Raw genomic sequence first — 23,766 nt, forward strand, 5'->3', positions numbered from 1 at the left:
GCTTCGGCGCGCCAGAAAAGGACCAGCCGTGGGACGCCTCATCTACCGCGACCGTGCGACGTTCGACATCGACGACCGTCTGCTCGCGCATCTGCGCATCGTGATCATGAACAAGCTCCGCCGGAACGAGGGCTTCATGCTCCAGGTTCCGGTGAACGAGGGCGTGCGCCAGGCGAGTCTGTGGATCCACGCCTCGAACGCCCTGGTGCTGCAGTTCTACGGCGGGCGCGAACCGGCGATCGACCGTGAGCTCGTCGACCAGATGATGCACGACGCGAGCGGCGCCGACGGCCTCACCCTCACGGGATCGGGGATCGCGACACCTCAGGCCGCGCCGGCGCGCCCCGCGCGCTGAGCCGGACGGGTCGCCGGAAGCGGAAGCCGGAGCGCGAACGACGCTCCGGCGTCCGCGGGGAGGCAGTGCACGTCGCCGCCGTGCGCGCGGGCGATCCCGCGCGCGATGGGCAGCCCGAGTCCGACGCCGCCGGCGGTCGTGCGGGCCTCGTCGAGTCGGACGAGGCGGTCGAAGATCCGCTCGCGATCCGCGACGGCGATGCCCGGCCCGTCGTCCTGCACGTGCACCTCGACGTCGGCGCCCTCGTATCGGACGCCGAGCTCCACACGGCCGCGGCCGTCGGTGACGCGGGCGGCGTTCTCCACGAGATTCGACAGCACCTGCGCGATGCGGTCGCGGTCGATCGCGACCGGGACCGCGGCATCCGGCAGCTTCGTTCGCACCGTCATGGCCGGGTGAACGAGGCGGGCCCGGTCGGCTTCGGCCGCCACGACCTCGCGGAGGTCGGTCATCGCCACGGACAGCTCGAGACCGCGGTCCACCCGCGCCATGAGGAGCAGGTCATCGACGAGGCGAGACGCGCGCGTCGCTTCCCGGACCACGTGCCCGGCCAGCATCTCGCGCTCGGGACCGTCGAGATCGGCGCGGACGAGGGTGTCGGCGGCCGCGCGGATGCCGGCCACCGGCGTCCGCAGCTCGTGGGCGGCATCCGAGAGGAAGGCGCGGAGCCTCTCCTCCGCGGCGCGCGCGGCGACCTCGGCGCCCACGACATCGTCCAGCATGTCGTCGAGCGCGCTCGCGACGCGACCGATCTCGGTCTCGGGGTGCGTGGGCCGCAGCCGGCGGTCGCGCTCGCCTCCGCCGATGGCGCGCGCGACCTCGGAGACGTCGTCCAACGGTCGCAGTGTGGCCCGCACGACGAGGATCACCGCGCCCGCAGCGAGCACCAGCACGACGACGGACGCGATCGCCATGATCCAGCGGACCTGGGCGAGGGTCTCGCCGATCCCGGCCGCCGAGGCGGTCAGCGTCAGGGTCGACCCGTCGCTGAGCGTCGAGCGCAGCGTGACGAGGTCCGCGTCGCCGGTGAGGTCCGAGGCCGTGACGGTCACCGCCCCGGGCGACGGTGTCGGGGGAGCCTCCCCACCGCGCGGACCGCCGCCGGCCGGTCCCGCCGGCGCACTGCGCAGTTGGTCGGGGCTCGGTCCCGCGACGACGGAGTCGCCCTCGGCGCCGTCGATGCGCACCGCGAGGCCCTGAGCGGACAGGCGGTCGGCGAGGTCGGTGGCATCCACGATCCCGACGAGCGACGCGGTCGCGGCGGCGCGGTCGCGCAGCCGGTCCTCGATCTGACCCCGCAGCCGCGCCCCGAGCGCGATGTCGACGATCACCGCCAGGACCACGAGCAGCAACGCGACCAGGGCCAGGACCGACACGATCGTCCGGCGGCGGAGGGATCCCGACCGCAGGGGCCGCGGCGCGCTCATGAGCGCTCGCTCAGGCGGTACCCGAGTCCGCGGACCGTGTGGACAAGGCGCGGGCCCTGCGTCTCCATCTTGCGCCGGAGCGCACTCACGTGCACCTCGACGAGGTTGACGTCGTAGTCGTCGTACCCCCACACCTGGGTGAGGATCTGCGCCTTCGAGAGCGTCCGGCCGCGGCTCTCGACGAGGAGGCGCAGCAGGCGGAACTCCGTCGCGGTGAGGTCGAGCAGCGTGCCCGCCCGGTGCGCCGTGGCGGCGTCGGCATCCACGACGAGATCCCCCACCGACACCGTCTGGGGCAGCCGCCCGCGCCGCCGCAGAACGGCGCCCGTGCGGGCCACGAGCTCGGCCATCGTGAACGGTTTGACCACGTAGTCGTCCGCGCCCTCGGCGAAGCCGCGCAGGCGATCGTCGACCTCGTCGCGTGCCGTCAGCATGATCACCGCGGTGTCGGCGGCGGCGCGCACGACGGGGAGTAGCCGGATGCCACTGGGCCCGGGCATCATCCAGTCGAGCACCACGAGGTCGGGGCGGAACCTCTCCAGCCGCTCGGTCAGGTCGGTGCCGTCGGGCGCCCACTCGGCGATGAAGCCGTCGGCGCGCAACGCGAGGACGACGGCGAGGCGGATGGTCTCGTCGTCGTCGAGGACGAGCACGCGGGCGGGGGCGGACATCCGGCCGACGATACGGGCGGACACTGGACGGCCCTTATGCGAGCGCTAGGTGTTCGCCCGCATTCCGGTCGCTTCAGGTCGGCTTCAGTTCCGGTTCGAAGGCTGGTCATCGACGCCGACGAGATGCGCCGGCCGGAGAGGAACACCATGTCGGACGACGACTACCCCACCCAGCCGCTTCCGCGCTACGACGAGCCGGCGCCCGCCCCGCAGCGTCGGGGATGGGTCCGCCCCGCGGTGATCGCCGCCGCGGTGGTCGCCGCGGTCGGGCTCACCGGAGGAACGGCGGCGCTCGCTGCCCAGTCGAGCACGCCCACGACGGTGGCAGCGACGAGCAACGCCCCGAGCGCCGACGGCGGCGCGGGTGCACCGACCAGCGTGCCCACGGGAGCCCCCACGACCGCGCCCACCCCGCCCGCCGACGGCACGGCGCCCACCCCGCCCGCCGACGGCACGGCACCGGCCGCGCCGGAGGGCGGGCCGCAGCAGGGCGAGTGCGGCCCCGGCGGAGCCCCCGGTCACCCCGGCGGTCCCGGAGCGGACGGACACACCCCGCCCGCACCTCCTGCTGACGGCACGGCGCCCACCCCGCCTGCCGACGGCACGGCGCCCACCCCGCCCGCGGCCGGTGACGCGCCGACGCCCGGCGCCACGGCTCCGGCGGTGAAGGGCAGCTGACCGCTCGATTCCGCCGCGCCGCGCGGGCCGCGTCCAGCACGCGGTCAGCGCGGTGCGGCACGATCGGAGCATGGCGAAGCAGGGGACGGGAGCACGCCGACGCCCGACCCCGGCACGGTCCAAGCGCCCCGCCGCCCGCCGCCCCCGGCGCACCGCCGCGCGTGCGCGCGAACTGCGGCGGCGACGTCTGATCTTCGGCCTCCTCGCCACCGTCGTCGTCGGCCTGGTCGTGGCCGCCGCGATCCCGCTCGTGCACCTCGTCTCCGCCTGGAACGCCGAGACCCGGAAGGCCTCGATCGACCTCACCGGCTTCGACCCCGGGTTCCTGGTCGACGACGCCGACTTCTACGACGGCGATGCGATGGATGCCGACGAGATCCAGCGGTTCCTCGACGACGAGGTCGGCGATTGCGCGAACGACTCCTGCCTCGCCGTCCTGCGCGCCGACCTCCCCGCTCGCGACGCGATCGTGTCGGAGGACACCGGTGAAACGGTCTGCGAGGGCTACGACGGCGGCGAGCTCACCGCGGCGCAGATCATCGACCGCATCCAGCGGGCCTGCGGCATCTCGGCGAAGGTGCTGCTGGTCACCCTGCAGAAGGAGCAGAGCCTCGTGTCCGGCCGGATCGCGCGCGCCCCGTCGGCCGAGGCTCTCGGCGCCGCGATGGGTGCGCGCTGCCCCGACGACGCCGCGTGCGACCCCGGGCAGGCCGGCTTCGCCGCGCAGGTGGCGCAGGGGGCGACCGACCTCAAGGCGTACCGGGCGTCGGACTTCATGCGGCAACCAGGCACCCACTACATCGCGTATTCGCCCGACCCCGCGTGCGGCGGCACCGACATCGAGATCCGCAACCACGCCACCGCGGCGCTGTACAACTACACGCCGTATCAGCCGAACCCGGCGGCGATCGCCGCGCGATGGGACAAGGGCGATGCCTGCTCGACCTACGGCAACCGAAACTTCGCGCTCTACTGGAAGCTCTGGTTCGGCTGAGGAATCACAGTTGTGATTTCGTTATCAACCGGCGATAATGACCGAGACAATCGAACAGCCGCCACCGCTCTCGCGCAGGTCGTAGGGGAAGACGTACCTGACGAAGGAGAGACCATGGCGACCACGTCTTCGCGCGGAGTGATCCTCATCCACTCAGCGCCGCGCGCGTTGTGCCCCCACCTCGAGTGGGCGGTGGGACGCGCCCTCGGCCGTGCGGTCAACTTCGATTGGGCCGACCAGCCGGTGCTCGCCGGCAGCCGTCGCGCCGAGTTCTACTGGGAGGGTCCGGTGGGCACCGGCGCCTCCCTCGCGAGCGCGATCCGCGGCTGGGAGCACCTGCGCTTCGAGGTGAGCGAGGATCCGACGCCCCGCAGCGACGGCGGCCGGTGGATGCACACGCCGGGGCTCGGCATCCACTACGCCCAGACGGATGCGGCCGGGAACGTCGTCATCGGCGAGGACCGCGTGCGCTACGCCCTGGAGGTCGCCGCCGGCGACGCCTTCGAACTGCAGCGCGAACTCGACGTCGCCCTCGGGTCCGCCTGGGACGACGAGCTCGAGCCCTTCCGCCACGCCGGCGACGACCAGCACATTGTCTGGTTGCACAAGGTCGGCTGAGAGATGTCGGGTGGGGGAGGCGCCATTACCGGAGGCCGGTGACCATTCCCGGCACCGGGACCGCGTATCCCCGGCCCGATGCAACACCGAACGCCCCCGTCATCCCCGTAGCAGTCGGGGGATGCCGGGGGCGTTCGGTCGTGATCAGACGGAGGCGATCGCGACGACGGCGTTGTGACCGCCGAAGCCGAAGGAGTTGCTGATGGCCAGCTGGTCGCCCGCACCGAGCTCAACCGGCGAACCCGAGATCGCGAACGGCACCTCGGGGTCCTGCTCGGTGAGGTTGATGGTCGGCGGTGCGACGCGGTTCTTCAGCGCGAGCACCGTGAAGATCGCTTCGAGAGCGCCGGTGCCGCCGAGGAGGTGACCCGTGGATGCCTTCGTCGCCGACACCGGGATCTCGTCGACGCGGGCGCCGAACACCGCGCGCAGCGCCTGGTACTCGTTCGGGTCGCCGACGGGGGTCGAGGTGGCGTGGGCGTTGATGTGGGTCACGTCGTCGGGCGACGCACCCGCCATCTCCAGCGCCATGCGCACGGCGCGGGCCGCACCCCGGCCCTCGGGGTCGTTCGCGGTGATGTGGTACGAGTCGGCCGTGACGCCGCCGCCCACGATCGTGGCGTAGATCTTGGCGCCGCGGGCCTTCGCGTGCTCCTCGGTCTCGAGGATGAGCACGCCGGCGCCCTCGCCCATGACGAAGCCGTCACGGTCGATGCTGCCGGGGCGCGACGCGGTCTCGGGGGAGTCGTTGCGCTTGGACAGCGCCTGCATGGATGCGAACGACGCGATGGTGATCGGGTGAATCGCCGACTCGGTGCCACCGGCGATCACGACGTCGGCCAGACCGTCGCGGATGTGCTGCACCGCGTTGACGATCGACTCGGTGCTCGACGCGCACGCCGACGCCACGGTGCGCGCGAAGGCGCGGGCGTGGAAGTGGAGCGACAGGTTGCCGGCTGCGGCGTTGGGCATGAGCATCGGCACCGTCATCGGCATGACACGCCGCGGGCCCTTCTCACGCAGGGTGTCCCAGGCATCCAGGAGCGTCCACACGCCGCCGATGCCGGTGGCGAAGTCGACGCCGAGCCGCTCGGGGTCGATGTCCGGGGCGCCCGCGTCTTCCCACGCCTCCTTCGCCGCGACCATCGCGAGCTGCGACGAGGGGTCGAGGCGCTTGGCGACGGGACGCTCGAGGACGGTCTCGGGCCGCACGAGGGCCTCGGCGGCGAACGTGACGGGCAGCTGGTACTGCTCGACCCATTCGTGTTCGAGGGTGCGCGCGCCGGAGGCACCGGACAGCAGCGCGTTCCAGCTCTCGGGCGCCGTCCCGCCGATGGGCGAGGTGGCACCGATACCGGTGACGACGATGCGGGGTGTGCTCATGGTGGGATCCTTGGTGCGGCCGGAAAGGTCGTGACCGGTGGGGGCCGGAGCCCCCACCGGGAGGGTCAGGACTGGTTCGACGTGATGAACGTGACGGCGTCGCCGACGGTCTTGAGGTTCTTGACCTCGTCGTCGGGGATGGTGACGCCGAACTTCTCCTCGGCGTTGACGACGATCGTCATCATCGAGATCGAGTCGATGTCGAGGTCATCCGTGAAGGACTTCTCCAGCGCGACCTCGTCGGCCGAGATGCCGGTCTCGTCGGTGATGAGCTCGGCCAGGCCGGCGAGAACCTCGTCGTTGGTGAATGCCATGATTTCTCCTGTTGTTGGGGGCGGCCCGGGGAGTCGTCCGGGCCCCGATCAGTCTAGAGTTCGACGACGCTGCGTCAGGGGAGGACGACGACCTGCGCGCCGAAGACCAGACCGGCACCGAAGCCGATCTGCAGTGCGAGGCCGCCGCTGAGCTCGGGGTGCTCCTCGAGCAGTCGATGGGTGGCCAGCGGGATCGAGGCGGCCGAGGTGTTCCCGGTGGTCTCGATGTCGCGGCCGATGACGACGGTCTCCGGCAGACCCAGCTGCTTGGCGAACTCGTCGATGATGCGCATGTTCGCCTGGTGCGGCACGAAGGCGGCCAGGTCGGAGGGCTGGATGCCGGCGGCCTCGATGGCCTGTCGGGCGACCTTCACCATCTCCCAGACGGCCCACCGGAAGACCGTGGGGCCTTCCTGGCGGAGGGTCGGCCACGGAGCAGCGCCGTCGCGGAAGTCCGTCAGCGTGGCGTTCATGCCCACCGCGTCGGCCTTGGATCCGTCGGATCCCCAGATGGTGGGGCCGATGCCGGGGGTGTCGCTCGGCCCGATCACGACGGCACCGGCGCCGTCCCCGAGCAGGAACGAGATGCTGCGGTCGGTCGGGTCGACGATGTCGCTCAACTTCTCGGCGCCGACGACGACGACGTGCGTCGCGAGGCCGCCGCGGATGAGCGCATCCGCCTGGCCCACGCCGTACGCGAAGCCCGCGCACGCGGCATTGACGTCGTACGCCGCGGCCGGGTTCGCGCCGATGCGGTCGGCGACGATCGCCGAGGCCGAGGGCGTCTGCTTCGGGTTGCTGATCGTCGCGACGATCACCGCGTCGATCTCCGCCGGGTCGACACCGGAGCGCTCGACGGCCTCGCGGGCTGCTTCGGAGGCGAGGTCGATGGCATCCGTCTCCTTGTTCGCGCGGACGCGCGTGACGATGCCGGTGCGCTGGCGGATCCACTCGTCGCTCGAGTCGATCGGCCCGACGAGGTCGTCGTTCGGGACGAAGTTCTCCCCGCGGGCGGCGCCGTAGGAGTAGATGCGGGTGTGGGCCGGGCCCTGGAGCTGACGGAGGACGGGGGTGCTCATGCCTGCTCTCCCTTCAGGAGTGCGACGGCCGCGTCGAGGTCGTCCGGGGTCTTCACTGCGACGGTCGGCGTGCCGCGCAGTGCGCGCTTCGCCAGGCCCGTGAGGGCACCGGCGGGCGCGAGTTCGATGATGCCGGTCACGCCGTGCTCGGCGAAGGAGGCCATGTTCCGGTCCCAGCGCACGGGCGACGAGACCTGCGAGACGACCAGGTCGACGGCGCGACGGCCGTCGTCGACGACCGAGCCGTCGGAGTTGGTCCACAGGGTCGTTCCGGGGGTGGATGCCGCCACGTCGGCCGCAGCGGCGCGCAGCGTCTCGACGGCGGGCTCCATGAAGCGGGTGTGGAAGGCACCGGCCACCTGCAGCGGAATGACGCGCGACCCGCGGGGCGCCTCGGCCGCCAGTTCGGCGAGAGCCGAGAGCTCACCCGCCGCGACGATCTGTCCTCCGCCGTTGTAGTTGGCGGGCGTGAGGCCGAGCGCGTCGAGGCGGTCGAGCACCGTCTGCTCGTCGCCACCGACGACGGCGCTCATTCCGGTCTGCACCGTCGCGGCCGCTTCGGCCATCGCGCGACCGCGGATGCCGACGAGGCGCAGGGCGTCGGCCTCGGAGAGGACCCCGGATGCCGCCAGCGCGGCGAACTCGCCCACCGAGTGACCCGCGACGCCGTCGGCGGCCGTGGCCGCGCGGTCCCGCAGGACACTCCACGACAGCAGGCTCGCGGCCACGATCAGCGGCTGCGCGACGCTGGTGTCGCGGATCCGGTCGGCATCCCATTCGGTGCCCGCGGCGAGGAGGTCGACTCCGGCGTGCTCGGAGGCTTCGGCCAGACGCTCACGCGTCCCGTCGATCTCGAGCCACGGTGAGAGGAACCCGGGGGTCTGGGACCCCTGCCCGGGGAAGACGGCGATGATCACCGTCCCATCCTGTCAAGGATCCGGCGACGCGTTCTGGAGATATCGGCACAAGAAATCGGCGTGTCTTTGTGCGCGCCGTGCATCAGCGCGACGTCGCGGGGCGCCGGTTCGCCGATCCTCGGCGTCGCGTGGCCTCGGTACCCATGGATCCGAGGATCAGCGCGGTCTGCAGGATCAGCGCTTCGCGGGGGCCCGTGGCATCCCACCCGATCACCTCGGACACGCGCTTCAAGCGGTACCGCACCGTGTTGGGGTGCACGTACAGCTCGCGGGCGGTGGCCTCGAGCGAGCGTCCGTTGTCGAGGTAGCTCCACAGCGTCGCGACGAGGTCGGCGCTGTGGGCGTGGAGCGGGCGGTACACGCGGTCGACCAGGGTCTGCTTGGCCACCGCGTCTCCGGCCAGGGCCCGCTCGGGCAGAAGGTCATCGGCCTCGACGGGCCGCGGGGCGTGCCGCCAGGCGCGTGCGACCGCGAATCCGGCCAGGGCCGCGCGGGCGCTCTGCCCGGCGTCGACCAGGGCGGCGACCGCAGGGCCGAGGACGAGGTGCCCCGAACCGAAGCTCGGCTCGAGTCGCTTCGCGATCTCGGTGAACGGCAGCTCCGTGGTGTCGTCGCGACCGCGGACCGGAAGATCCGCGCGACCCACCACGAGGACGAGCCGCGAGCCCTGCACGCCGATGAGCACGTCGACGCCGAGCTTGCGGGAGGTGCGACGGACGTGGTCGACGTCGAGCTGCGGGGGAGTCGTCCCGACCAGCACCGCGACCTCGCCGTGGCCGTGCCAGCCAAGTGCGGCGATGCGGCTGGGGAGTTCGTCGTCGGCTTCGCCCGTCAGGATCGAGTCCACGACGAGGGCTTCGAGCCGCGCGTCCCACAGGCCTCGGGCCTCGGCTGCGCGCGCGTAGACGTCGGCGGCCGCGAACGCGACCTCGCGCGAGTACGACAGCATCGCCTCGCGGACCCGTTCGCTGCGGCCCGCGACGCGCTCCTCCATGACCTCGACGGTGACGCGGACGAGCTGCAGCGTCTGGGTCAGGCTCACGCTCCGCAGCAGCTCGCGGGGGGCCGCTGCGAAGATGTCGGCGGCGATCGCGGGCGTGGAGGCCGGCTCCTCGAACCACTGCAGGAACGAGGTGATGCCCGCCTGCGCCACCAGCCCGACCGCGGAACGGCGGGCCGGTGGCATCTCGGCGTACCAGGGCAGCGTCTCTTCGAGACGCTGGATCGTCGCGGTCGCGAGATCGCCCGAGATCCGGCGCAGCCACGCCAGGGTCTCGGCCTTCTCTTCGGCGGCCCGGGAGAGGGCGGTCTGCCCGCTCCCTCCCGAGCCGTCGACGGCCGCGCGATCGGTCACGCGATCAGGCCTCGCCGCCGGCGTTTCCGCTCGTGCCGGCGTTGACATCATGCAGACGGTACTTCTCGATCGCCTGGGCGATCACCGAGCGGTCGACCTTGCCCTCGTCCGCGAGTCCCTGCAGGGCGCGCACGGCGAGCGACGGGCCGTCGATCTTGAAGAAGCGACGGGCCGCGGCGCGGGTGTCGGAGAACCCGAACCCGTCGGCGCCGAGCGTGAGGTAGCGCTGCGGAACCCACTGGCGGATCTGGTCCTGGACGGCGTGCATCCAGTCGCTGACCGCGACCACCGGGCCCTCGGCATCCCGGAGCTTCTCGGTGAGGTAAGCGGTGCGGGGCTCCTCATCGGGGTGCAGGAAGTTGTGCTCGTCGGCGGCGAGACCGTCACGGCGCAGCTCGCTCCACGAGGTCACCGACCACACGTCGGCGACGACGCCCCAGTCGTCCTTCAGCAGGCGCTGGGCCTCGTACGCCCACGGCACACCGACGCCCGAGGCGAGCAGCTGGGTGCGGGGACCCTCGCCCTCGCCCACCGAGACGCGGTGGATGCCGCGGACGATACCGTCCACGTCGACGCCCTCGGGCTCGGCCGGCTGCACGTACGGCTCGTTGTACACCGTGATGTAGTACATGACGTTCGGGTCGGAGTGCTCGCCGCCGTACATCCGCTCGATGCCCGAGCGGACGATGTGCGAGATCTCGTATCCGTACGCGGGGTCGTACGACACCGTCGCCGGGTTGGTGGACGCCAGCAGCTGCGAGTGCCCGTCGGCGTGCTGGAGGCCCTCACCGGTCAGGGTGGTGCGACCGGCGGTCGCGCCGATGATGAAGCCGCGCGCCATCTGGTCGCCCGCCGCCCACTGGGCGTCGCCCGTGCGCTGGAAGCCGAACATCGAGTAGAAGACGTAGACCGGGATCAGCGGCTGGCCGTGGGTGGCGTACGCCGTCCCCGCCGCGGTGAACGCCGCGAGGGCGCCCGCCTCGTTGATGCCGACGTGGATGATCTGGCCCTGCGGGCTCTCCTTGTACGCCAGCAGCAGCTCGCGGTCGACCGAGGTGTAGTGCTGACCCTTGGGGTTGTAGATCTTCGCCGTCGGGAAGTACGCGTCCATACCGAAGGTGCGCGCCTCGTCGGGGATGATCGGCACGATGCGGTGGCCGAAGTCCTTCACCCGCAGCAGGTCCTTGAGCAGGCGCACGAACGCCATCGTGGTGGCGATCTCCTGCGTGCCCGAGCCCTTCTTGGGCAGGACGTACGCCTGGTCGCCGGGAAGCTCCAGACCCACGTGGGTCGTGCGCCGCTCGGGCAGGAAGCCCCCGAGCGAACGACGACGCTCGAGCATGTACTTGATCGTCTCGTCCTGCTCGCCGGGGTTGTAGTACGGCGGCTGGTACGGGTTCTCGTCGAGCTGCGCGTCGGTGACGGGGATGTCCATCGCGTCGCGGAACGACTTGAGGTCGTCGAGCGTCAGCTTCTTCATCTGGTGCGTGGCGTTGCGACCCTCGAAGTGCGGGCCGAGGCCGTAGCCCTTGATGGTCTTGGCGAGGATGACAGTCGGCTGGCCCTTGTGCTCCTTGGCCGCCTTGAACGCCGCGAAGACCTTGCGGTAGTCGTGGCCACCGCGCTTGAGGCCCCAGACCTGCTCGTCGGTGTAGTCCTTCACGAGCTCGAGGGCCCGCGGGTCGCGACCGAAGAAGTGCTCGCGGACGTACGCGCCGTTCTCGGCCTTGTACGTCTGGTAGTCGCCGTCGGGCGTGGAGTTCATCAGGTTCAGCAGCGCGCCCTCGGTGTCGCGGGCGAGCAGGTCGTCCCACTCACGACCCCAGACGACCTTGATGACGTTCCAGCCGGCGCCCCGGAAGAAGCTCTCGAGCTCCTGGATGATCTTGCCGTTGCCGCGCACCGGGCCGTCGAGTCGCTGCAGGTTGCAGTTGACGATGAACGTCAGGTTGTCGAGGCCCTCGTTCGCGGCGACCTGGAGCTGACCGCGGCTCTCGACCTCGTCCATCTCGCCGTCGCCGAGGTACGCCCAGACATGCGAGTCGGAGACGTCCTTGATGCCGCGGTTGCTGAGGTACTTGTTCGACATCGCCTGGTAGATGGCGTTGATCGGGCCGAGACCCATCGACACCGTCGGGAACTGCCAGAACTCCGGCATCAGGCGGGGGTGGGGGTACGAGGGGATGCCGTTGGGGCCAGCCGACTTCTCCTGGCGGAAGCCGTCGAGCTGCGCCTCGGTGAGACGCCCCTCGAGGAAGGCGCGCGCGTACGCGCCGGGGGAGGCGTGGCCCTGGATGAAGATCTGGTCGCCGCCGGACGGGTCGTCGAGGCCGCGGAAGAAGTGGTTGAAGCCGACCTCGTACAGGGCGGCCGACGAGGCGTACGTCGAGATGTGGCCGCCGACGCCGATGCCAGGACGCTGCGCACGGTGGACCGTGACCGCCGCGTTCCAGCGGATCCACTTGCGGTAGCGACGCTCGAGCTCTTCGTCACCGGGGAACTCCGGCTCGTTCTTCTGCGCGATCGTGTTGATGTAGTCGGTGGTCGGAACCATCGGCACGTTGAGGTGCAGTTCCTTCGAGCCCTTGAGCAGGCTCAGCATGATCTCGCGCGCTCGACCGGGGCCCTTGGCCTGGACGAGCTGCCGCAGGGATTCCTGCCACTCGCCGGTCTCTTCCGGGTCGCTGTCCTGCGGCCCCTGCGAATACGGATCCTGATCGTGAACAGTCACGGAAGACCTTTCGTCGTCTGGCAGGTCATGCCAGAGAATCGCCATACGTGTGCGGCAACCCTTGTCTGCTCCGCACAATTCACCGTCGTCCAGCCTAGTCAGTTCGTGCCCCGCCGGATGCCCACGCGCGGCGCCACCTCCGCGGGGTCCGAAGGATGCCTCGGTGTCGAACCATCGGACCGATACGGCGACCGGGTGAAGGTCCGGGCCAAATCTGCGAGACGCCCCGTCGTGGGCCGGGCGGAAGCGCATGCGAACATGCCCCTGTTCCCGCGCATCCGCCCCGTTCACCTGTGTCGGCACGGTGGCGGAGGCGGAACGACAGCCCCCCGACACGCCTCCTAGCGTGACGCTCGTGAGCCGCCCCTCCCTCTCCCTCGACCGCCGCCTCTTCCTCGCCACAGCCGGATCCGGAGCCGCCCTCGCCGCCGCGAGCGTCGTCGCCGCCCCTCCCTCCCAGTCCGCGCACGCCGACACTCCGACCGGTCCCGTCGACGTCATCACGGTCGAGGGCGCCATCCCCGGCATCCCGTACCGCACCCGCACCGCGATCCTGGACGTCGCCGAATACTCGCGGCGAGCGCAGGTCAACAGCGACGCCTTCACGAACGCCTGGAAGCGCGCTCTCCAGCGCCTCGCGGAGGTGCCGGCGCCGGCGGACTCGCCCGCGTCGGGGAACAGCGTGAACTGGCGCCCGAACTCCGGTGTCGTCCTGCGGGTGCCGCCGGGGTTCTACGCCATCGATCAGTGGTCGATGGCGACCCGACCCGCCGATCTCGGACTGCCGGGATCGGAACCCGACGGACAGCAGTACGGCGAATGGTCGGTCCGGATCACGGTGGAAGCGGACGGCGTCGTGCTGGTGGCGAAGGATCACCCCGGCTCCGTCACGGGCAGCCCCGTGGTGTACCTCGGCAATCCGGATTCGCCCGGTGGCAGCAAAGACCTCCTCAAGCGGGTCGTCATCCGCGGCCTCACCGTGCAGAGCGACGGACACTCGCTCCAGGCCGACTACGTCGCGGACCGCGTCGGCATCCTGGTCCACCAGAGCCAGGAAGTGCGGCTCGAGCGGGTGTCGGTGTTCGGACTCGCGCGCGAAGGGATCCGATTCGAGGGAGTCATGGACTCCACGATCGACGCGGCCGTGATCGGTTGGTGCGGACGCCCGTCGCGGCTCCCTTCCCCACCCGACCCGCTTCCCTACGGTCTGTCGATCGTCAGCACCCGCAACGCGGGCGGCGAGATCATCGAGAACTCCAACGCCCTGCGGGTGGTCGACACCCACGTCGAGTTCTGCGAACAGGAGCTGTTCCTGGACCGCGGCACACGCCACGTGGACTTCCTCGGGTGCAAGTTCGAGCACGGATGGGGGACCACATCCGAACACTCCCCGGTGTCGATCGGCTTCCCTCCCAATCCCAGCTCCACCCTCGACCGCGTGCTCGAGATCGGATTCACCTCGTGCATGTTCGTGCAGAACACCTACGCCCACGCCGGAAGCCACCCCAGCCACATCGTGGTCGGCGAGGTCTCGTACGTGGGCGGGCGGGCGGCGGCGGCGAAGACGGCGGTCACCTTCCTCGGATGCCATTTCTCGGTGCCGGACGGCATCGGCGAGCGCTGGTTCACCGGCGGTGACACGACGTTCGTCGGGTGCGATTTCGGGGGCTGCGGGAACGCGGACGGCGAACCCGCCTGCTTCGACCTCGGAAACGACGTGACCTTGGACGACTGCCGGTTCTCCGCCGTGGCCGAACTGCACGACGGCGTCACCGGCTCGCTGCAGCACGGGAACGCCGGCACCGCCGTACCTGGATCGAGGGCCGACCTGTTCCGCTTCCGCGGCGGCGCCTCGCGGGTGTTGAACCCCGTCATCTACTTCCCGCCGCCGGTGGATGGCGTGCACACCTCGCCGGGGTCCGTGGCGACGCTCGCGCGCGACGTCGGCGACGCGAACCGCCTGGCGGGGTGGCATCCCGCCTGGTACGGCCTCCCCAGCGACGGAAGCGGCCGGCCCGGGCCGATCGCCGCGGTCCGCTACGAAGACCCCGACCGCACGCAGCTGGGGACGTCGCTCACCTGGGAGGCTCTGACCGGGACCTCGACCCCGATCCTCGAACCCGACGACGACGGTCGGGTGTCGGTGTGCGGCAGGGAACAGGTGCGCGTGCAGGGCGGCCGCACGTACACGGGCTTCACCGACGCCCACGCCGGGCAGGTGATCCGCGTCGTCGCGGACGGCGAACCGATCACGTTCATCGGGGGGCTTCTCGTGCTCCGCGGTACCCAGACGCTTCGTGCGGGAACGTCCGACATGACGTCCTTCGTCTTCTACACCTACGGTTCGGGATCCGCGTGGTTCCAGATCTGATCCTCCGGGACCGATCGCGCAGGGCTCCGGCGACCATCGGCGGTCGACTCGATCCCGGGTCCAACAGTCTGAACGCCCTGCGGCTGGGGCTCGCGCTGCTCGTGCTCATCGCCCACGCGTGGGAGTTGGGCGGGTACGGTCTGCAGACCAAGCCGCTGGGGCCCTGGGCCGTCGCCGGATTCTTCTGCATCTCCGGCTACCTCATCGCGCTCAGCAGAGCCCGCGGTCGAGGCGTGGGGGAGTTCTTCGCGCGAAGAGCGGTCCGGATCTATCCGGCCTTCCTCGTCGTCCTCGTGGTTGTCGCCTTCGCCTTCGCCCCCGCGGCCTCCGCCTTCCTGGGCGCAGGCCCCTGGTCGCCCAGCGCCGGGGCTCTCTACGTGCTGCGTAACGCGGGACTCTGGATCGCGCAGCCCACCATCCCGGGCATGCTCGCCGACATCCCGTATCCCGGGGTCTGGAACGGCTCCCTCTGGACCCTCGCGTTCGAGTTCGCGTGCTACGTGGTGACCGGGCTCCTCGGATGCCTCGCCGTCCGGTGGGGAGCACGGATCACGGTCGCGCTCTGGGCGGGGGCGATGACGGCATCCGTCCTGTCGGTTCTGGGGCTCCTCCCGGTCCCGGGAACGCTGGCGACCTTCGCCACCCTGCTCGCCTTCTACCTCTCCGGCACGCTCCTCTTCCTCGGACGGGACCGGGTCCCGGTTCGGCCGGGCCTCATCATGGCCGCGGCGGCCGTCGTTGCGGCGGTGGCGATCTCGGGCGCGCCGACGGCGATCGCCGGGCCCGCGATGGCCTACCTCGTGCTCTCGCTGGGGATCGTGCTCCCGCTCCGCCGGATCGGGGCCCGGAACGACATCTCGTACGGGATCTACATCTACGCCTTCCCCGTGCAGCAGATGCTCGCTCTCGTCCTCGCCGAGCGCGGGGTCCCCGTCGTGGTGCCCCTCGTGCTCGCCATCGTCGTCACCGTGCCTCTGGCGTGGGCGAGCTGGCTGTTCGTCGAGCGACCCGCGATGCGGGCGCACCGTCGATGGTCGTCGCGTCGCCGAACGGCAGGTCTAGCCTGAGCGCGTGACGTCGAGCGAGTACGCGGGGTTCCGCACGCGGCCGGAGCACCGCTGGCCGGTGCTGATCTGCCTGGCCCTGGGCACGGTGCTGTACGCCGTGCTCCCGAGCGACGTGTCCGGCGAACTCCGCTACGTCGTCATGGGCGCGAGCCTGCTGTGCACGATCGCGATGCTCATCGCGCACCCCACGCGCTTCGACCGGGATTCGCGCATCGGGCGTGCCTTCGCGCTCGGGTTCGTGTCGATCCTGCTCGCGGCGAATCAGGTCGCGTTCGTCCTGCTCGTCCATCAACTGCTCACGGGCCAGGGGAGCGGCGCGGTCACCCTGCTCGGCGCCGCGCAGGTGTGGGCCATCAACGTCATCGGCTACGGCGCGGTCTACTGGGAGATGGACCGCGGCGGTCCGGTCGCCCGACGCCGCGACCCCCGCGACCAACTGCAGCCGGCCGACTTCCAGTTCCCGCAGGACTCCGACGGGGATGCCGTGAGCGAAGTGAAGCGCCGCTCCTCGAACACCGCCGACTGGGCGCCCGGCTACATCGACTACTTGTACTTCTCGGCATCCAACGCGATGGCGTTCAGCCCCACCGACGTGATGCCCCTCAGCATCCGCGCGAAGCTGTTCATGATGGTGCAGGCGATCACCGGGTTCGTGCTGCTGGCGCTGGTGATCGCGCGCAGCGTGAACATCCTGAACTGAATCCGTCGACGCGGCCGGGAAGCCGCCGGGATGGGAACTCGAAACGCACAGGGCGATAGTGCGTCTTCTGGTTGTCCGCCTGAGGGTGATATTCGCGGTTGCCCACGACTCGGTCGGGTTGAGGACTCCACGGGTTGGCAAGGAATCCGTGGCGACGAGTTGATTGGAGGCTCCCCGAGACTGGCACTCTCCGTCACATGGAAACACTGAACGGGCGTCTGCACCGCCGGACTTTGCTCACAGGCGCAGGAGTGGCAGCCGGTCTGACTGCGCTCATTCAAGGAAACCCCGCCTCTGCAGCCGAGGTGGACGATGGCGAGTTTGCAATGGAGACCATCACAGTGTCGGGGGCGCTGCGAGGCGTGCCTTATGCGTTGTCGACGGGATCACTCGACGAACTCGAGTACGCGCGACGCGCACGGATCAATTCCCGCGTGTTCCGTCAGGCGTGGAAACAAGCGCTCGAGCGGCTTCGAACGATCTCGTTCATGCAAACCTCGCCGTCGTCCGGTCTCGACAGTGTCTCAGAGCCGGTCGCGGGGGTGACCCTGCGAGTTCCGCCCGGCTTCTATCCGATAGACACGTGGGACCTCTCCGTCACCGCCGCCGACTTACATCTCTCGGATCTCGAGGGTGATGTCGGCCGCCAGTTCGGCGAATGGTCCGTTCGCATCCTCGTCGAGGCCGACGGTGCGGTCCTCGTTGCAAAGGACTACACCGGTTCGGACACCGCGGGCAGTCCGGTTGTCTACCTCGGCAGCCCTGACTCGTCCGGGGTCAGTCGAGATCTTCTCAAACGCGTCACGATCCGGGGGCTCAGTATCCAGAGCGACGGCAACCCGCTCCAGGCTTTCACCGTGAGCGATCGGGTAGGCATGCTGATTCATGAAGCGCAGGAGATCACGCTGGAACGAGTTTCCATCTTCGGCTTCCGTCGCGAAGGGCTTCGTCTCGAGGGGGTCATGGATTCAACCTTCCTTCAGGTGAACATCGGGTGGTGCGCTCGCATGAGCGACGCCGAGCCTCAGCCGTACGCCCTCGCTCTCATCAGCCAACGGGACTCCGAGGGGCGACTTCGAGAGAACTGCAACGCTTTGAGATTTATCGGATGCCATATCGAGTTCTGCACCCTCGAACTGTTCCTCGATCGTGGTACTCGGCACGTCGACTTTCTTGGCTCGAAGTTCGAGCACGGGTGGGGAACCTCCTCGGTCGCGTCGCCGATTCAGATCGGCCTGTCAGCGCCTGCTTACGCGGCCGCGGAGCGCGTCAGCGAGATCAGTTTCTCGTCCTGCATGTTCGTCCAGAACACATACGCGCACGAGGGGACGCACCCGACCCACATCAGGATCGAGGAGAGGGGCTACGTAGGGAGTCAATCCGAGAAGGCGAAAACGTCTGTGTCCTTCAATACCTGTCACTTCACGGTGCCCGATGGTGGAGGCGAACGATGGTTCGCCGGCTCCGACGCGACGTTTACCAGTTGCGACTTCAACGGTTGTGGCAATGCCGACGGTGAACCTGCCTGCTTCGATCTCGGCGATGACGTCACTCTGTCCGCCTGTCGCTTCTCCGTAGCCCGAACCATCCACGACGGGGTCACTGGAGATCAAGGAGGGGTCGGCGCCCCGCTGCAGCAGGCGCGCGCTGACCTCTTCCGGTTTCGAGGCGGAGCATCGCGCATCCTCGATCCGGTCATCTACTTCCCTGCGCGTACGGACGACGCCGACGCAGTTCCCGGATCCCTCGCCACCATCGGGCTGGGGGTGGGCAACGGAAATCGGATTTCTGGCTGGCATCCCCATTGGTACGGCCTACCGACCACAGTGAACGGCGACCCGGGACACATCGAGGCCGTCCGCTACGAGCAGGTTGACCGTGCCCAGCTCCTGTCGGCGCTGTCAATCGAGCCGTGGTCGCAGGAGGTGTCGACGGTTCTCACGCCGGATGCTGACGGTGGCGTGTCCGTCGCGGGGAGAGCAACGATCAAGCTGAGCAGTGAAGTTCGATTTTCGAACTTCACCGATGCGTACTCGGGTCAGGTCGTACGTGTCGTCAGCGACGGAGGAAGCGTATCCCTCGTCTCCGGAAACATCGTTCTGCGTCCCTCCAGCCCGTCCTTCGTTGGGACGGGACAGATGAGGAGCTTCATGTTGTTCACCGACGGGGTCGGGGCCGCCTGGTTCGAGGTGTGACCCTCGGGTGGTCGTGACGACCGACGCATCACCCTTCCCTCTCCGTCGGCGACCCGCACAGCGAGGGCATGTTCACATGAGATGTTTTCGCGCGTGTCGACCTCATCGCCCCCGCGCACCGATCAGCCGTCTTTCGTTCCCCACATCCAAGGCCTGCGGGCGATAGCTGTGCTGGGCGTCGTCGCCTTCCACCTCTGGCCGTCCGCGCTGCCGGGCGGCTTCGTGGGCGTCGACGTGTTCTTCGTCATCTCCGGTTTCCTGATCACCGGACATCTCCGACGCGAGCTCGTCGCCACCGGCACGGTGCGTCTGGCGGCGTTCTGGGCACGGCGCGTGCGTCGGTTGCTGCCCGCAGCGCTGCTGGTGCTCGGCTTCTGCGCCGTGGTGATCTCCAGCCCGTCGCTCGCGTTGCTGTCGGCGCTCCCCGCTCGGGTGAAAGAGATCGTGGCCGCGACCTCGTACGTGGCGAACTGGCACCTCGTCGCGACGTCCGCCAACTACTTCGGAGACTCGAACAGTCCGACGTTCGCCCGCCACTATTGGTCGCTGTCGGCCGAAGAACAGTTCTACGTCGTCTGGCCTCTGGCGCTCCTGGCCGGCGTGGCGTTCGCTCGCCGTCTCCACGGCCGGAGTCCTGCCGGGATGCTCGGTGCGGTACTGCTGATCTCGCTCACGAGCTTCGGGGCGAGCGTGTGGTTCACCGAGGTCAATCCCGCAGCGGCCTACTTCGCCACCTTCACCCGCGTCTGGGAATTCGGGGCCGGGGCGATGCTGGCGCTCGTTCCCCGGCTGCGTGCGCGAGGTTCGACCAGCCGAATGATCTGCGGCGGGCTCGGCCTCGCGGGGTTGGCCGTGTCGTTCACGATGATGAGTGACGCCGTCCATTTCCCGGGATACGCCGCGCTTCTGCCCGTCGCGTCGACTGCCCTCATCCTCGCCGTCACCACGGGCGGGTCATGGTGGTTTCCGACTCGCTTGATCTCAGTGCAGCCATTCGCCTTCGTGGGGCAGATCTCCTACAGCCTGTACCTCTGGCACTGGCCGCTGATCCTGCTGGTTCCCGCGCTGCCGTGGTGGTCCGGGGATATCGCTCAGACAACGGCGCTGCTCCTCGTGACCGTCTTTCTGTCCTGGCTGACTCAGCGGTTCGTCGAAGAGCCGCTTCGCTCATGGCCCTGGCTCGTTCGCGCCCGCCCCCGCCGAACGTTGGCCGTCGGCGGCGTGGCGATGGCGGCCGTCGTGGTCCTCACGATCGGACTCGCCGCGACGAATCTCCCGCACTACCTCAGCGCCCGGTCCGCGCTCGCGGATCTCCGCGCCGATCCGACTATGTGCTCCACACCATCGAACGAATCCGTGGATGCCTGCGGCGCCCTCTCCTCGGACGGGTTCGCGCCCGCAGCGAGCATCGCGGGCATGGATGCACCGGATTCACCGGAGTGCCTCGCTCAGTTCGACGACGCAAGACCGCGCACGTGCACCTTCGGTTCGGACGACCCCGCGGCGCCCGTCGTGCTCTTGATCGGAGACAGCCACGCATTCCAGTACATCGACGTCCTCGCCGACATCGCGGACCGCGAAGGGTGGCGACTGACGACGGAGCTCAAGGGTGGGTGCCCGTGGAGCACGGCGAAGCTGGGCCCCGAGGTTCCGTTCGCACGCGTGTGCGATCAGTGGCGCGAGAACCTGTCGAGTTGGTTGCTCACTCAAACACCAGCGGTGATCGTCACCTCGGCCTATTCGGGCACGCAGTATTCCGTCGCGGGTTATCCGTCCCGAACGGACGCGGCCGTTGCGGGATTCGAGGGCGCTTGGGACAGTCCGTCGGTTGCCGCGATTCCGATCGTCGCGGTGGTCGACAACCCCGCTTTCCCCACCAATCCGAATCTCTGCCTGCTGAACCGCACCGTGAGCGACTGTGTCGTGTCGCGTGAGAATGCGGCCCCTGCCCCCGATCCGCTGACGCGCGCGGCGGAGGCGCGGCCGTCTGTTCACGTCCTCGACAACACGGATGTCTTCTGCGATGACGCGATCTGCAGCCCGGTGGTCGACAACCGGAATGCGTACCGCGACCCCAATCACCTCACCGCGAGCTTCGCCGCGTCGCTGGGCCCGCGCCTGACCCTCGCCATCCAGGGTGCGCTTCCGACCCATGCGAAAGACCGATGACGATCGCGTCCCGCCATCGCCCACCCACGCGAGACGCCGCGTGGACATCGTCAACCGAGGGTCAGCTCGTGCGCTGAGGGTCGGTCGCGCCTCGCCGCATGAGGAGAACCAGGCGCAGTTCCCACGCGGCCGTCAGCCCGGATGACAGCAGGAGGAATCCGGCGACGAACCAGCGAATCGGGGTTGCGGAGAGCAGATCCACGCTGAGGAGCGCAAGGACGACGAATCCGACGAACAACAGCGAGAACACGACCAGCGCGACCCCGTGCTGTCGGAAGGTGCGCCCGTGGAGCTTCGCGCCCCGATGAGGCGCCGTCACGAGTCGGTGCCCGACGTCTGGTCGCCCGCACCGACCCCATGCTCCGCCTCGAACTCGCGGAGTGCGCGGCGATATCGTCGCATCTCGACGATGCCCGTCACGATCCCGCCGGCCCAGATGACCAGAGGGGGAATCGAGAACGAATTCGTCGTGCCGCTCAGGACGAGTGCGCACCCCAGGACGAACATTCCGGCACTGACGCAGACGATCCATAGTGCTCGCACGCGGATGCGTTCGATCGCCAGCCGCTGTTGGATCAGGGACGCCATGGCACCACCCTGTCAGCTGTGCGCCCGGACGCAAGCCGTCGCGCACGCCCAAGAGTCCATCGCGATCAGCGCTCCGGCTCGTCCCGTGGCCTGCAGAACAGCACCAGACCGACCGCCGAAGCCACGATCGCGCCGACCGCGTGCCGCGGGAAGGATCCCGCCAACAGTTCCGAAACGGCGAACACCGTCGACGTCACGAGCACGAGCGTCATGACGAGGATGCCGGCCCAGCGTCGTCCACTCATGCAGCGAGGCTATCGGCGAAGAAGAGGGGTGGGCCCTGCCGGGATCGAACCGACGACATCCACGGTGTAAACGTGGCGCTCTACCAGCTGAGCTAAAGGCCCTGGATGCCTCGAGTCTAGCCCGAGACGGTCGGCGCCCTCAGGCGCGGGCGCGCGAGACCGACGCCGCCAGCGCGTCGAACACGGCGGCCGTCGGCTCGGCGCGGAGGGGATGGATGCCGTCGACCGGCGGCCCGAGGTGCAGCCAGCCCCGCGAGGGGGAGATCGCGTCGGCGAGCTGGCCGTCCTCGCTGCGGAAGAGCACCTCGGTCCACGGCTCGACGGCCGGGTCGGCGGCGGCTACGTGCGCGGCGAGGTCGGCGACCGTGATCTGCTCGTCCTCCTCGCTCACCGGCCAGCCCGGGGTGAGCCCGAGCCACGCCGAGACGAAGGTGGGAACGTGATCCGGGTCGAGAACGACCGCGTGGCGCGCAGCGCCCTCCGTCGCCGACGCCTCGGTGAGGGGAGGATCGTGCAGGACGAGCACTCCGCGCGGACCCGCGTAGGCGACCAGCACTGCGGCCCGATCGGCTCGCCGTGTCTGGACGGTCACGACGGGCCGGTTCGCCGCCAGAGCCGTGCCCGCGGCGCCGCCTTCGCGCGTCAGTCGACCCTCGCCGTCGATCCAGCCGGCATTCTGCAGCTCCCGCGCCCGAGAGGTGCCGCGGTCGGCGCGGGCCAGGATGCCGTAGGCCGCGCCTATGCGCGCCTTCGTCGCTCCGGTGAGGAGCGCCTGCAGGGCCTCGGTCGAGACGCGCGGGGCCGCCGAGAGGAACGTAGGGGCAGAGATCCCGTCGAGCGACTCGATGGGGTGACCCGCCCGGGCGGACAGTGCCGCATCGAGCGGCGCGTCGCCCGTCGCGCCGGCCGCCTCGGCGACGTCCGCCGGGTCGGCTGTCAGCGTCAGCCGAGCGGCGATGCCGTCGAACACCGGCGAACACCCCGTCCACTGCGAAGGGGAGCAGCTCGCCGATAGGTGGACGTGGTGCGTGCCGGTGGCCCACACCCACTCAGCGACGACCACGTCCTGACCGTTCTCCGCGCGGTACACGAAGATGATGCGCCGTCCGCGCGGCGCGGAGTCGTCGCGCGTCGGATGCCACAGGTCGACCGCGAGCACGTACGACCCGGGGTGCCGGGCCCGGGCGGCATGGAACGCGGCCGTCGAGGCATCCATCAAGGGAGCCGCGCCGGCGACCGAGGTCAACACGAGGGTGGGGATGACGCCCTCGGGGCTGTCGATCGGCGTGAGGACGAGGTCGGCACCGTCGATCTGCGACGTCTCGAGCCAGTTCGGGTAGGTGACGGTCGCGTGCGGCGTCTCCGCGATGAGGATCGCGGGTTCGGGGGCGACCCGGCCGGCGAAGAATTTCATGCCCGTCCGCGCGGTCGAGCGTCGTCGCCACGCAGGACCCGGAACCACGCGGGCAGGAGAAACCGCGGCAGCCAGAAGAGCCCGACCGCTCCGACGGACAGCAGGACCGCGGCCACACCGATCAGGACGAAGAAGGCGGGACGCGAAGCGGACTCGACCAGCAGGGCCGCGGCCCCCACGAGGAGCGCGAGTCCGATCCACAGCCACGCGAATCCGATGGTCGCGCCGAACCCCCGACGGACGCGGATCCAGCCCTTCCAGGTGCCGGTGTAGGCGACGATCCCGCCGGCGAGGAAGAGGATGCCGCCGAGCAGCCCGGCGGTCACCGGACGACTCCCACAGGCTGCTCGTCCGCACCCAGCAGGCCGCGGGCCATGATCGCGGTGTTCTCGTCGCGCACGTCATCCATCTCGTCGACGGGAGGGCGGATACCGCGCGCATGAGCGTGATCGATGCTCCAGGTCATCGGATGGCATCCATTCATCGGTGGGGGGGT

The 23,766-nt window shown here is 69.9% G+C and carries 23 protein-coding genes and 1 tRNA gene; 9 read left to right on the forward strand and 15 right to left on the reverse strand.

The window, feature by feature from the left end:
* Positions 1 to 28: 28 nt before the first annotated feature.
* Complete coding sequence (locus QM517_RS04225; protein ID WP_077051506.1) at positions 29 to 355, forward strand: DUF7882 family protein; 327 nt, start codon at positions 29 to 31, stop codon at positions 353 to 355.
* On the opposite strand, the gene QM517_RS04230 is transcribed toward QM517_RS04225, so the two are convergent.
* Both QM517_RS04230 and QM517_RS04235 read right to left on the reverse strand, forming a co-directional pair.
* Entirely contained in the window at positions 325 to 1,782 is a 1,458-nt protein-coding gene (locus QM517_RS04230) for a sensor histidine kinase (RefSeq protein ID WP_283285422.1), read from the reverse strand. The genes QM517_RS04225 and QM517_RS04230 overlap by 31 nt on opposite strands.
* Positions 1,779 to 2,453: a response regulator transcription factor gene (locus QM517_RS04235; protein ID WP_283285424.1), complete on the reverse strand. Its 675-nt coding sequence runs from the start codon at positions 2,451 to 2,453 to the stop codon at positions 1,779 to 1,781. Before QM517_RS04235 ends, QM517_RS04230 begins: the two co-directional genes overlap by 4 nt.
* A gap of 147 nt (positions 2,454 to 2,600) precedes the next feature.
* Here QM517_RS04235 and QM517_RS04240 point away from each other — a divergent pair, with 147 nt between their 5' ends.
* From QM517_RS04240 to QM517_RS04250, 3 genes are all read left to right on the forward strand, one after another.
* A complete protein-coding gene (locus tag QM517_RS04240; RefSeq protein ID WP_283285426.1) occupies positions 2,601 to 3,131 on the forward strand; it encodes a hypothetical protein in 531 nt (176 codons plus the stop codon).
* A 70-nt stretch (positions 3,132 to 3,201) separates the two neighbouring features.
* Positions 3,202 to 4,125: a hypothetical protein gene (locus QM517_RS04245; protein ID WP_283285428.1), complete on the forward strand. Its 924-nt coding sequence runs from the start codon at positions 3,202 to 3,204 to the stop codon at positions 4,123 to 4,125.
* A gap of 114 nt (positions 4,126 to 4,239) precedes the next feature.
* Positions 4,240 to 4,743, forward strand: a complete 504-nt coding sequence (locus tag QM517_RS04250) for a DUF3145 domain-containing protein (protein ID WP_283285430.1) — start codon at positions 4,240 to 4,242, stop codon at positions 4,741 to 4,743.
* A gap of 144 nt (positions 4,744 to 4,887) precedes the next feature.
* Here the strand turns inward: QM517_RS04250 and QM517_RS04255 are convergent, their stop codons facing one another.
* The 6 genes from QM517_RS04255 to aceE all read right to left on the reverse strand — a co-directional run bounded on the left by QM517_RS04255 (position 4,888) and on the right by aceE (position 12,521).
* On the reverse strand, positions 4,888 to 6,126 hold the full coding sequence (locus QM517_RS04255; RefSeq protein ID WP_278101696.1) for a beta-ketoacyl-[acyl-carrier-protein] synthase family protein: 1,239 nt from the start codon (positions 6,124 to 6,126) through the stop codon (positions 4,888 to 4,890).
* Positions 6,127 to 6,191: 65 nt separating this feature from the next.
* Positions 6,192 to 6,440, reverse strand: coding sequence for an acyl carrier protein (locus tag QM517_RS04260; RefSeq protein ID WP_022880558.1), 249 nt, complete (start codon positions 6,438 to 6,440; stop codon positions 6,192 to 6,194).
* A 74-nt stretch (positions 6,441 to 6,514) separates the two neighbouring features.
* Entirely contained in the window at positions 6,515 to 7,519 is a 1,005-nt protein-coding gene (locus QM517_RS04265; protein ID WP_283285437.1) for a beta-ketoacyl-ACP synthase III, read from the reverse strand.
* Positions 7,516 to 8,436, reverse strand: coding sequence for an ACP S-malonyltransferase (locus QM517_RS04270; protein WP_283285438.1), 921 nt, complete (start codon positions 8,434 to 8,436; stop codon positions 7,516 to 7,518). The genes QM517_RS04265 and QM517_RS04270 overlap by 4 nt, the downstream gene beginning before the upstream one ends.
* 82 nt (positions 8,437 to 8,518) lie before the next feature.
* Complete coding sequence (locus QM517_RS04275) at positions 8,519 to 9,790, reverse strand: PucR family transcriptional regulator (protein WP_283285439.1); 1,272 nt, start codon at positions 9,788 to 9,790, stop codon at positions 8,519 to 8,521.
* 4 nt (positions 9,791 to 9,794) lie between these two features.
* Entirely contained in the window at positions 9,795 to 12,521 is a 2,727-nt protein-coding gene (gene aceE, locus QM517_RS04280) for a pyruvate dehydrogenase (acetyl-transferring), homodimeric type (protein ID WP_283285440.1), read from the reverse strand.
* 355 nt (positions 12,522 to 12,876) lie between these two features.
* On the opposite strand from aceE, the gene QM517_RS04285 reads away from it, so the two are divergent.
* The 5 genes from QM517_RS04285 (at position 12,877) to QM517_RS04305 (ending at position 21,023) form a co-directional block, all read left to right on the forward strand.
* Positions 12,877 to 14,892: a hypothetical protein gene (locus QM517_RS04285; protein ID WP_283285441.1), complete on the forward strand. Its 2,016-nt coding sequence runs from the start codon at positions 12,877 to 12,879 to the stop codon at positions 14,890 to 14,892.
* Positions 14,877 to 15,959 (forward strand): acyltransferase family protein, encoded by a 1,083-nt coding sequence (locus QM517_RS04290; protein ID WP_283285442.1) that lies wholly within the window; start codon positions 14,877 to 14,879, stop codon positions 15,957 to 15,959. Before QM517_RS04285 ends, QM517_RS04290 begins: the two co-directional genes overlap by 16 nt.
* A 4-nt stretch (positions 15,960 to 15,963) precedes the next feature.
* Positions 15,964 to 16,659, forward strand: coding sequence for a hypothetical protein (locus QM517_RS04295; RefSeq protein ID WP_283285443.1), 696 nt, complete (start codon positions 15,964 to 15,966; stop codon positions 16,657 to 16,659).
* Between the two features lie 197 nt (positions 16,660 to 16,856).
* A complete protein-coding gene (locus QM517_RS04300) occupies positions 16,857 to 18,854 on the forward strand; it encodes a hypothetical protein (RefSeq protein ID WP_283285444.1) in 1,998 nt (665 codons plus the stop codon).
* A 93-nt stretch (positions 18,855 to 18,947) separates the two neighbouring features.
* Positions 18,948 to 21,023, forward strand: a complete 2,076-nt coding sequence (locus tag QM517_RS04305; protein ID WP_283285445.1) for an acyltransferase family protein — start codon at positions 18,948 to 18,950, stop codon at positions 21,021 to 21,023.
* Positions 21,024 to 21,084: 61 nt separating this feature from the next.
* Here the strand turns inward: QM517_RS04305 and QM517_RS04310 are convergent, their stop codons facing one another.
* The 7 genes from QM517_RS04310 to QM517_RS04340 all read right to left on the reverse strand — a co-directional run bounded on the left by QM517_RS04310 (position 21,085) and on the right by QM517_RS04340 (position 23,736).
* Positions 21,085 to 21,342: a hypothetical protein gene (locus QM517_RS04310; RefSeq protein ID WP_283285446.1), complete on the reverse strand. Its 258-nt coding sequence runs from the start codon at positions 21,340 to 21,342 to the stop codon at positions 21,085 to 21,087.
* Positions 21,339 to 21,611: a hypothetical protein gene (locus QM517_RS04315; RefSeq protein ID WP_283285447.1), complete on the reverse strand. Its 273-nt coding sequence runs from the start codon at positions 21,609 to 21,611 to the stop codon at positions 21,339 to 21,341. The genes QM517_RS04310 and QM517_RS04315 overlap by 4 nt, the downstream gene beginning before the upstream one ends.
* Before the next feature lie 65 nt (positions 21,612 to 21,676).
* On the reverse strand, positions 21,677 to 21,856 hold the full coding sequence (locus QM517_RS04320; protein WP_283285448.1) for a hypothetical protein: 180 nt from the start codon (positions 21,854 to 21,856) through the stop codon (positions 21,677 to 21,679).
* A gap of 29 nt (positions 21,857 to 21,885) precedes the next feature.
* Positions 21,886 to 21,958: transfer RNA gene (locus QM517_RS04325), tRNA-Val, on the reverse strand.
* Between the two features lie 37 nt (positions 21,959 to 21,995).
* Entirely contained in the window at positions 21,996 to 23,270 is a 1,275-nt protein-coding gene (locus QM517_RS04330) for a hypothetical protein (protein ID WP_283285449.1), read from the reverse strand.
* On the reverse strand, positions 23,267 to 23,596 hold the full coding sequence (locus QM517_RS04335) for a hypothetical protein (RefSeq protein ID WP_283285450.1): 330 nt from the start codon (positions 23,594 to 23,596) through the stop codon (positions 23,267 to 23,269). Before QM517_RS04335 ends, QM517_RS04330 begins: the two co-directional genes overlap by 4 nt.
* On the reverse strand, positions 23,593 to 23,736 hold the full coding sequence (locus tag QM517_RS04340) for a hypothetical protein (protein WP_283285451.1): 144 nt from the start codon (positions 23,734 to 23,736) through the stop codon (positions 23,593 to 23,595). Before QM517_RS04340 ends, QM517_RS04335 begins: the two co-directional genes overlap by 4 nt.
* Positions 23,737 to 23,766 lie beyond the last annotated feature (30 nt).

The sequence above is a fragment of the Microbacterium sp. IEGM 1404 genome, assembly GCF_030056775.1.
Lineage (GTDB): Bacteria > Actinomycetota > Actinomycetes > Actinomycetales > Microbacteriaceae > Microbacterium.

Excerpts from the sequence above, each read along its gene's own strand:
- QM517_RS04300 (WP_283285444.1), top strand. The coding sequence starts at position 16,857 with ATGGAAACACTGAACGGGCGTCTGCACCGCCGGACTTTGCTCACAGGC.
- QM517_RS04230 (WP_283285422.1), bottom strand. The coding sequence starts at position 1,782 with ATGAGCGCGCCGCGGCCCCTGCGGTCGGGATCCCTCCGCCGCCGGACG.
- QM517_RS04265 (WP_283285437.1), bottom strand. The coding sequence starts at position 7,519 with ATGAGCACCCCCGTCCTCCGTCAGCTCCAGGGCCCGGCCCACACCCGC.
- QM517_RS04320 (WP_283285448.1), bottom strand. The coding sequence starts at position 21,856 with ATGAGTGGACGACGCTGGGCCGGCATCCTCGTCATGACGCTCGTGCTC.
- QM517_RS04330 (WP_283285449.1), bottom strand. The coding sequence starts at position 23,270 with ATGAAATTCTTCGCCGGCCGGGTCGCCCCCGAACCCGCGATCCTCATC.
- QM517_RS04240 (WP_283285426.1), top strand. The coding sequence starts at position 2,601 with ATGTCGGACGACGACTACCCCACCCAGCCGCTTCCGCGCTACGACGAG.
- QM517_RS04255 (WP_278101696.1), bottom strand. The coding sequence starts at position 6,126 with ATGAGCACACCCCGCATCGTCGTCACCGGTATCGGTGCCACCTCGCCC.
- QM517_RS04245 (WP_283285428.1), top strand. The coding sequence starts at position 3,202 with ATGGCGAAGCAGGGGACGGGAGCACGCCGACGCCCGACCCCGGCACGG.
- QM517_RS04250 (WP_283285430.1), top strand. The coding sequence starts at position 4,240 with ATGGCGACCACGTCTTCGCGCGGAGTGATCCTCATCCACTCAGCGCCG.
- QM517_RS04315 (WP_283285447.1), bottom strand. The coding sequence starts at position 21,611 with ATGGCGTCCCTGATCCAACAGCGGCTGGCGATCGAACGCATCCGCGTG.
- QM517_RS04340 (WP_283285451.1), bottom strand. The coding sequence starts at position 23,736 with ATGACCTGGAGCATCGATCACGCTCATGCGCGCGGTATCCGCCCTCCC.
- QM517_RS04260 (WP_022880558.1), bottom strand. The coding sequence starts at position 6,440 with ATGGCATTCACCAACGACGAGGTTCTCGCCGGCCTGGCCGAGCTCATC.
- QM517_RS04235 (WP_283285424.1), bottom strand. The coding sequence starts at position 2,453 with ATGTCCGCCCCCGCCCGCGTGCTCGTCCTCGACGACGACGAGACCATC.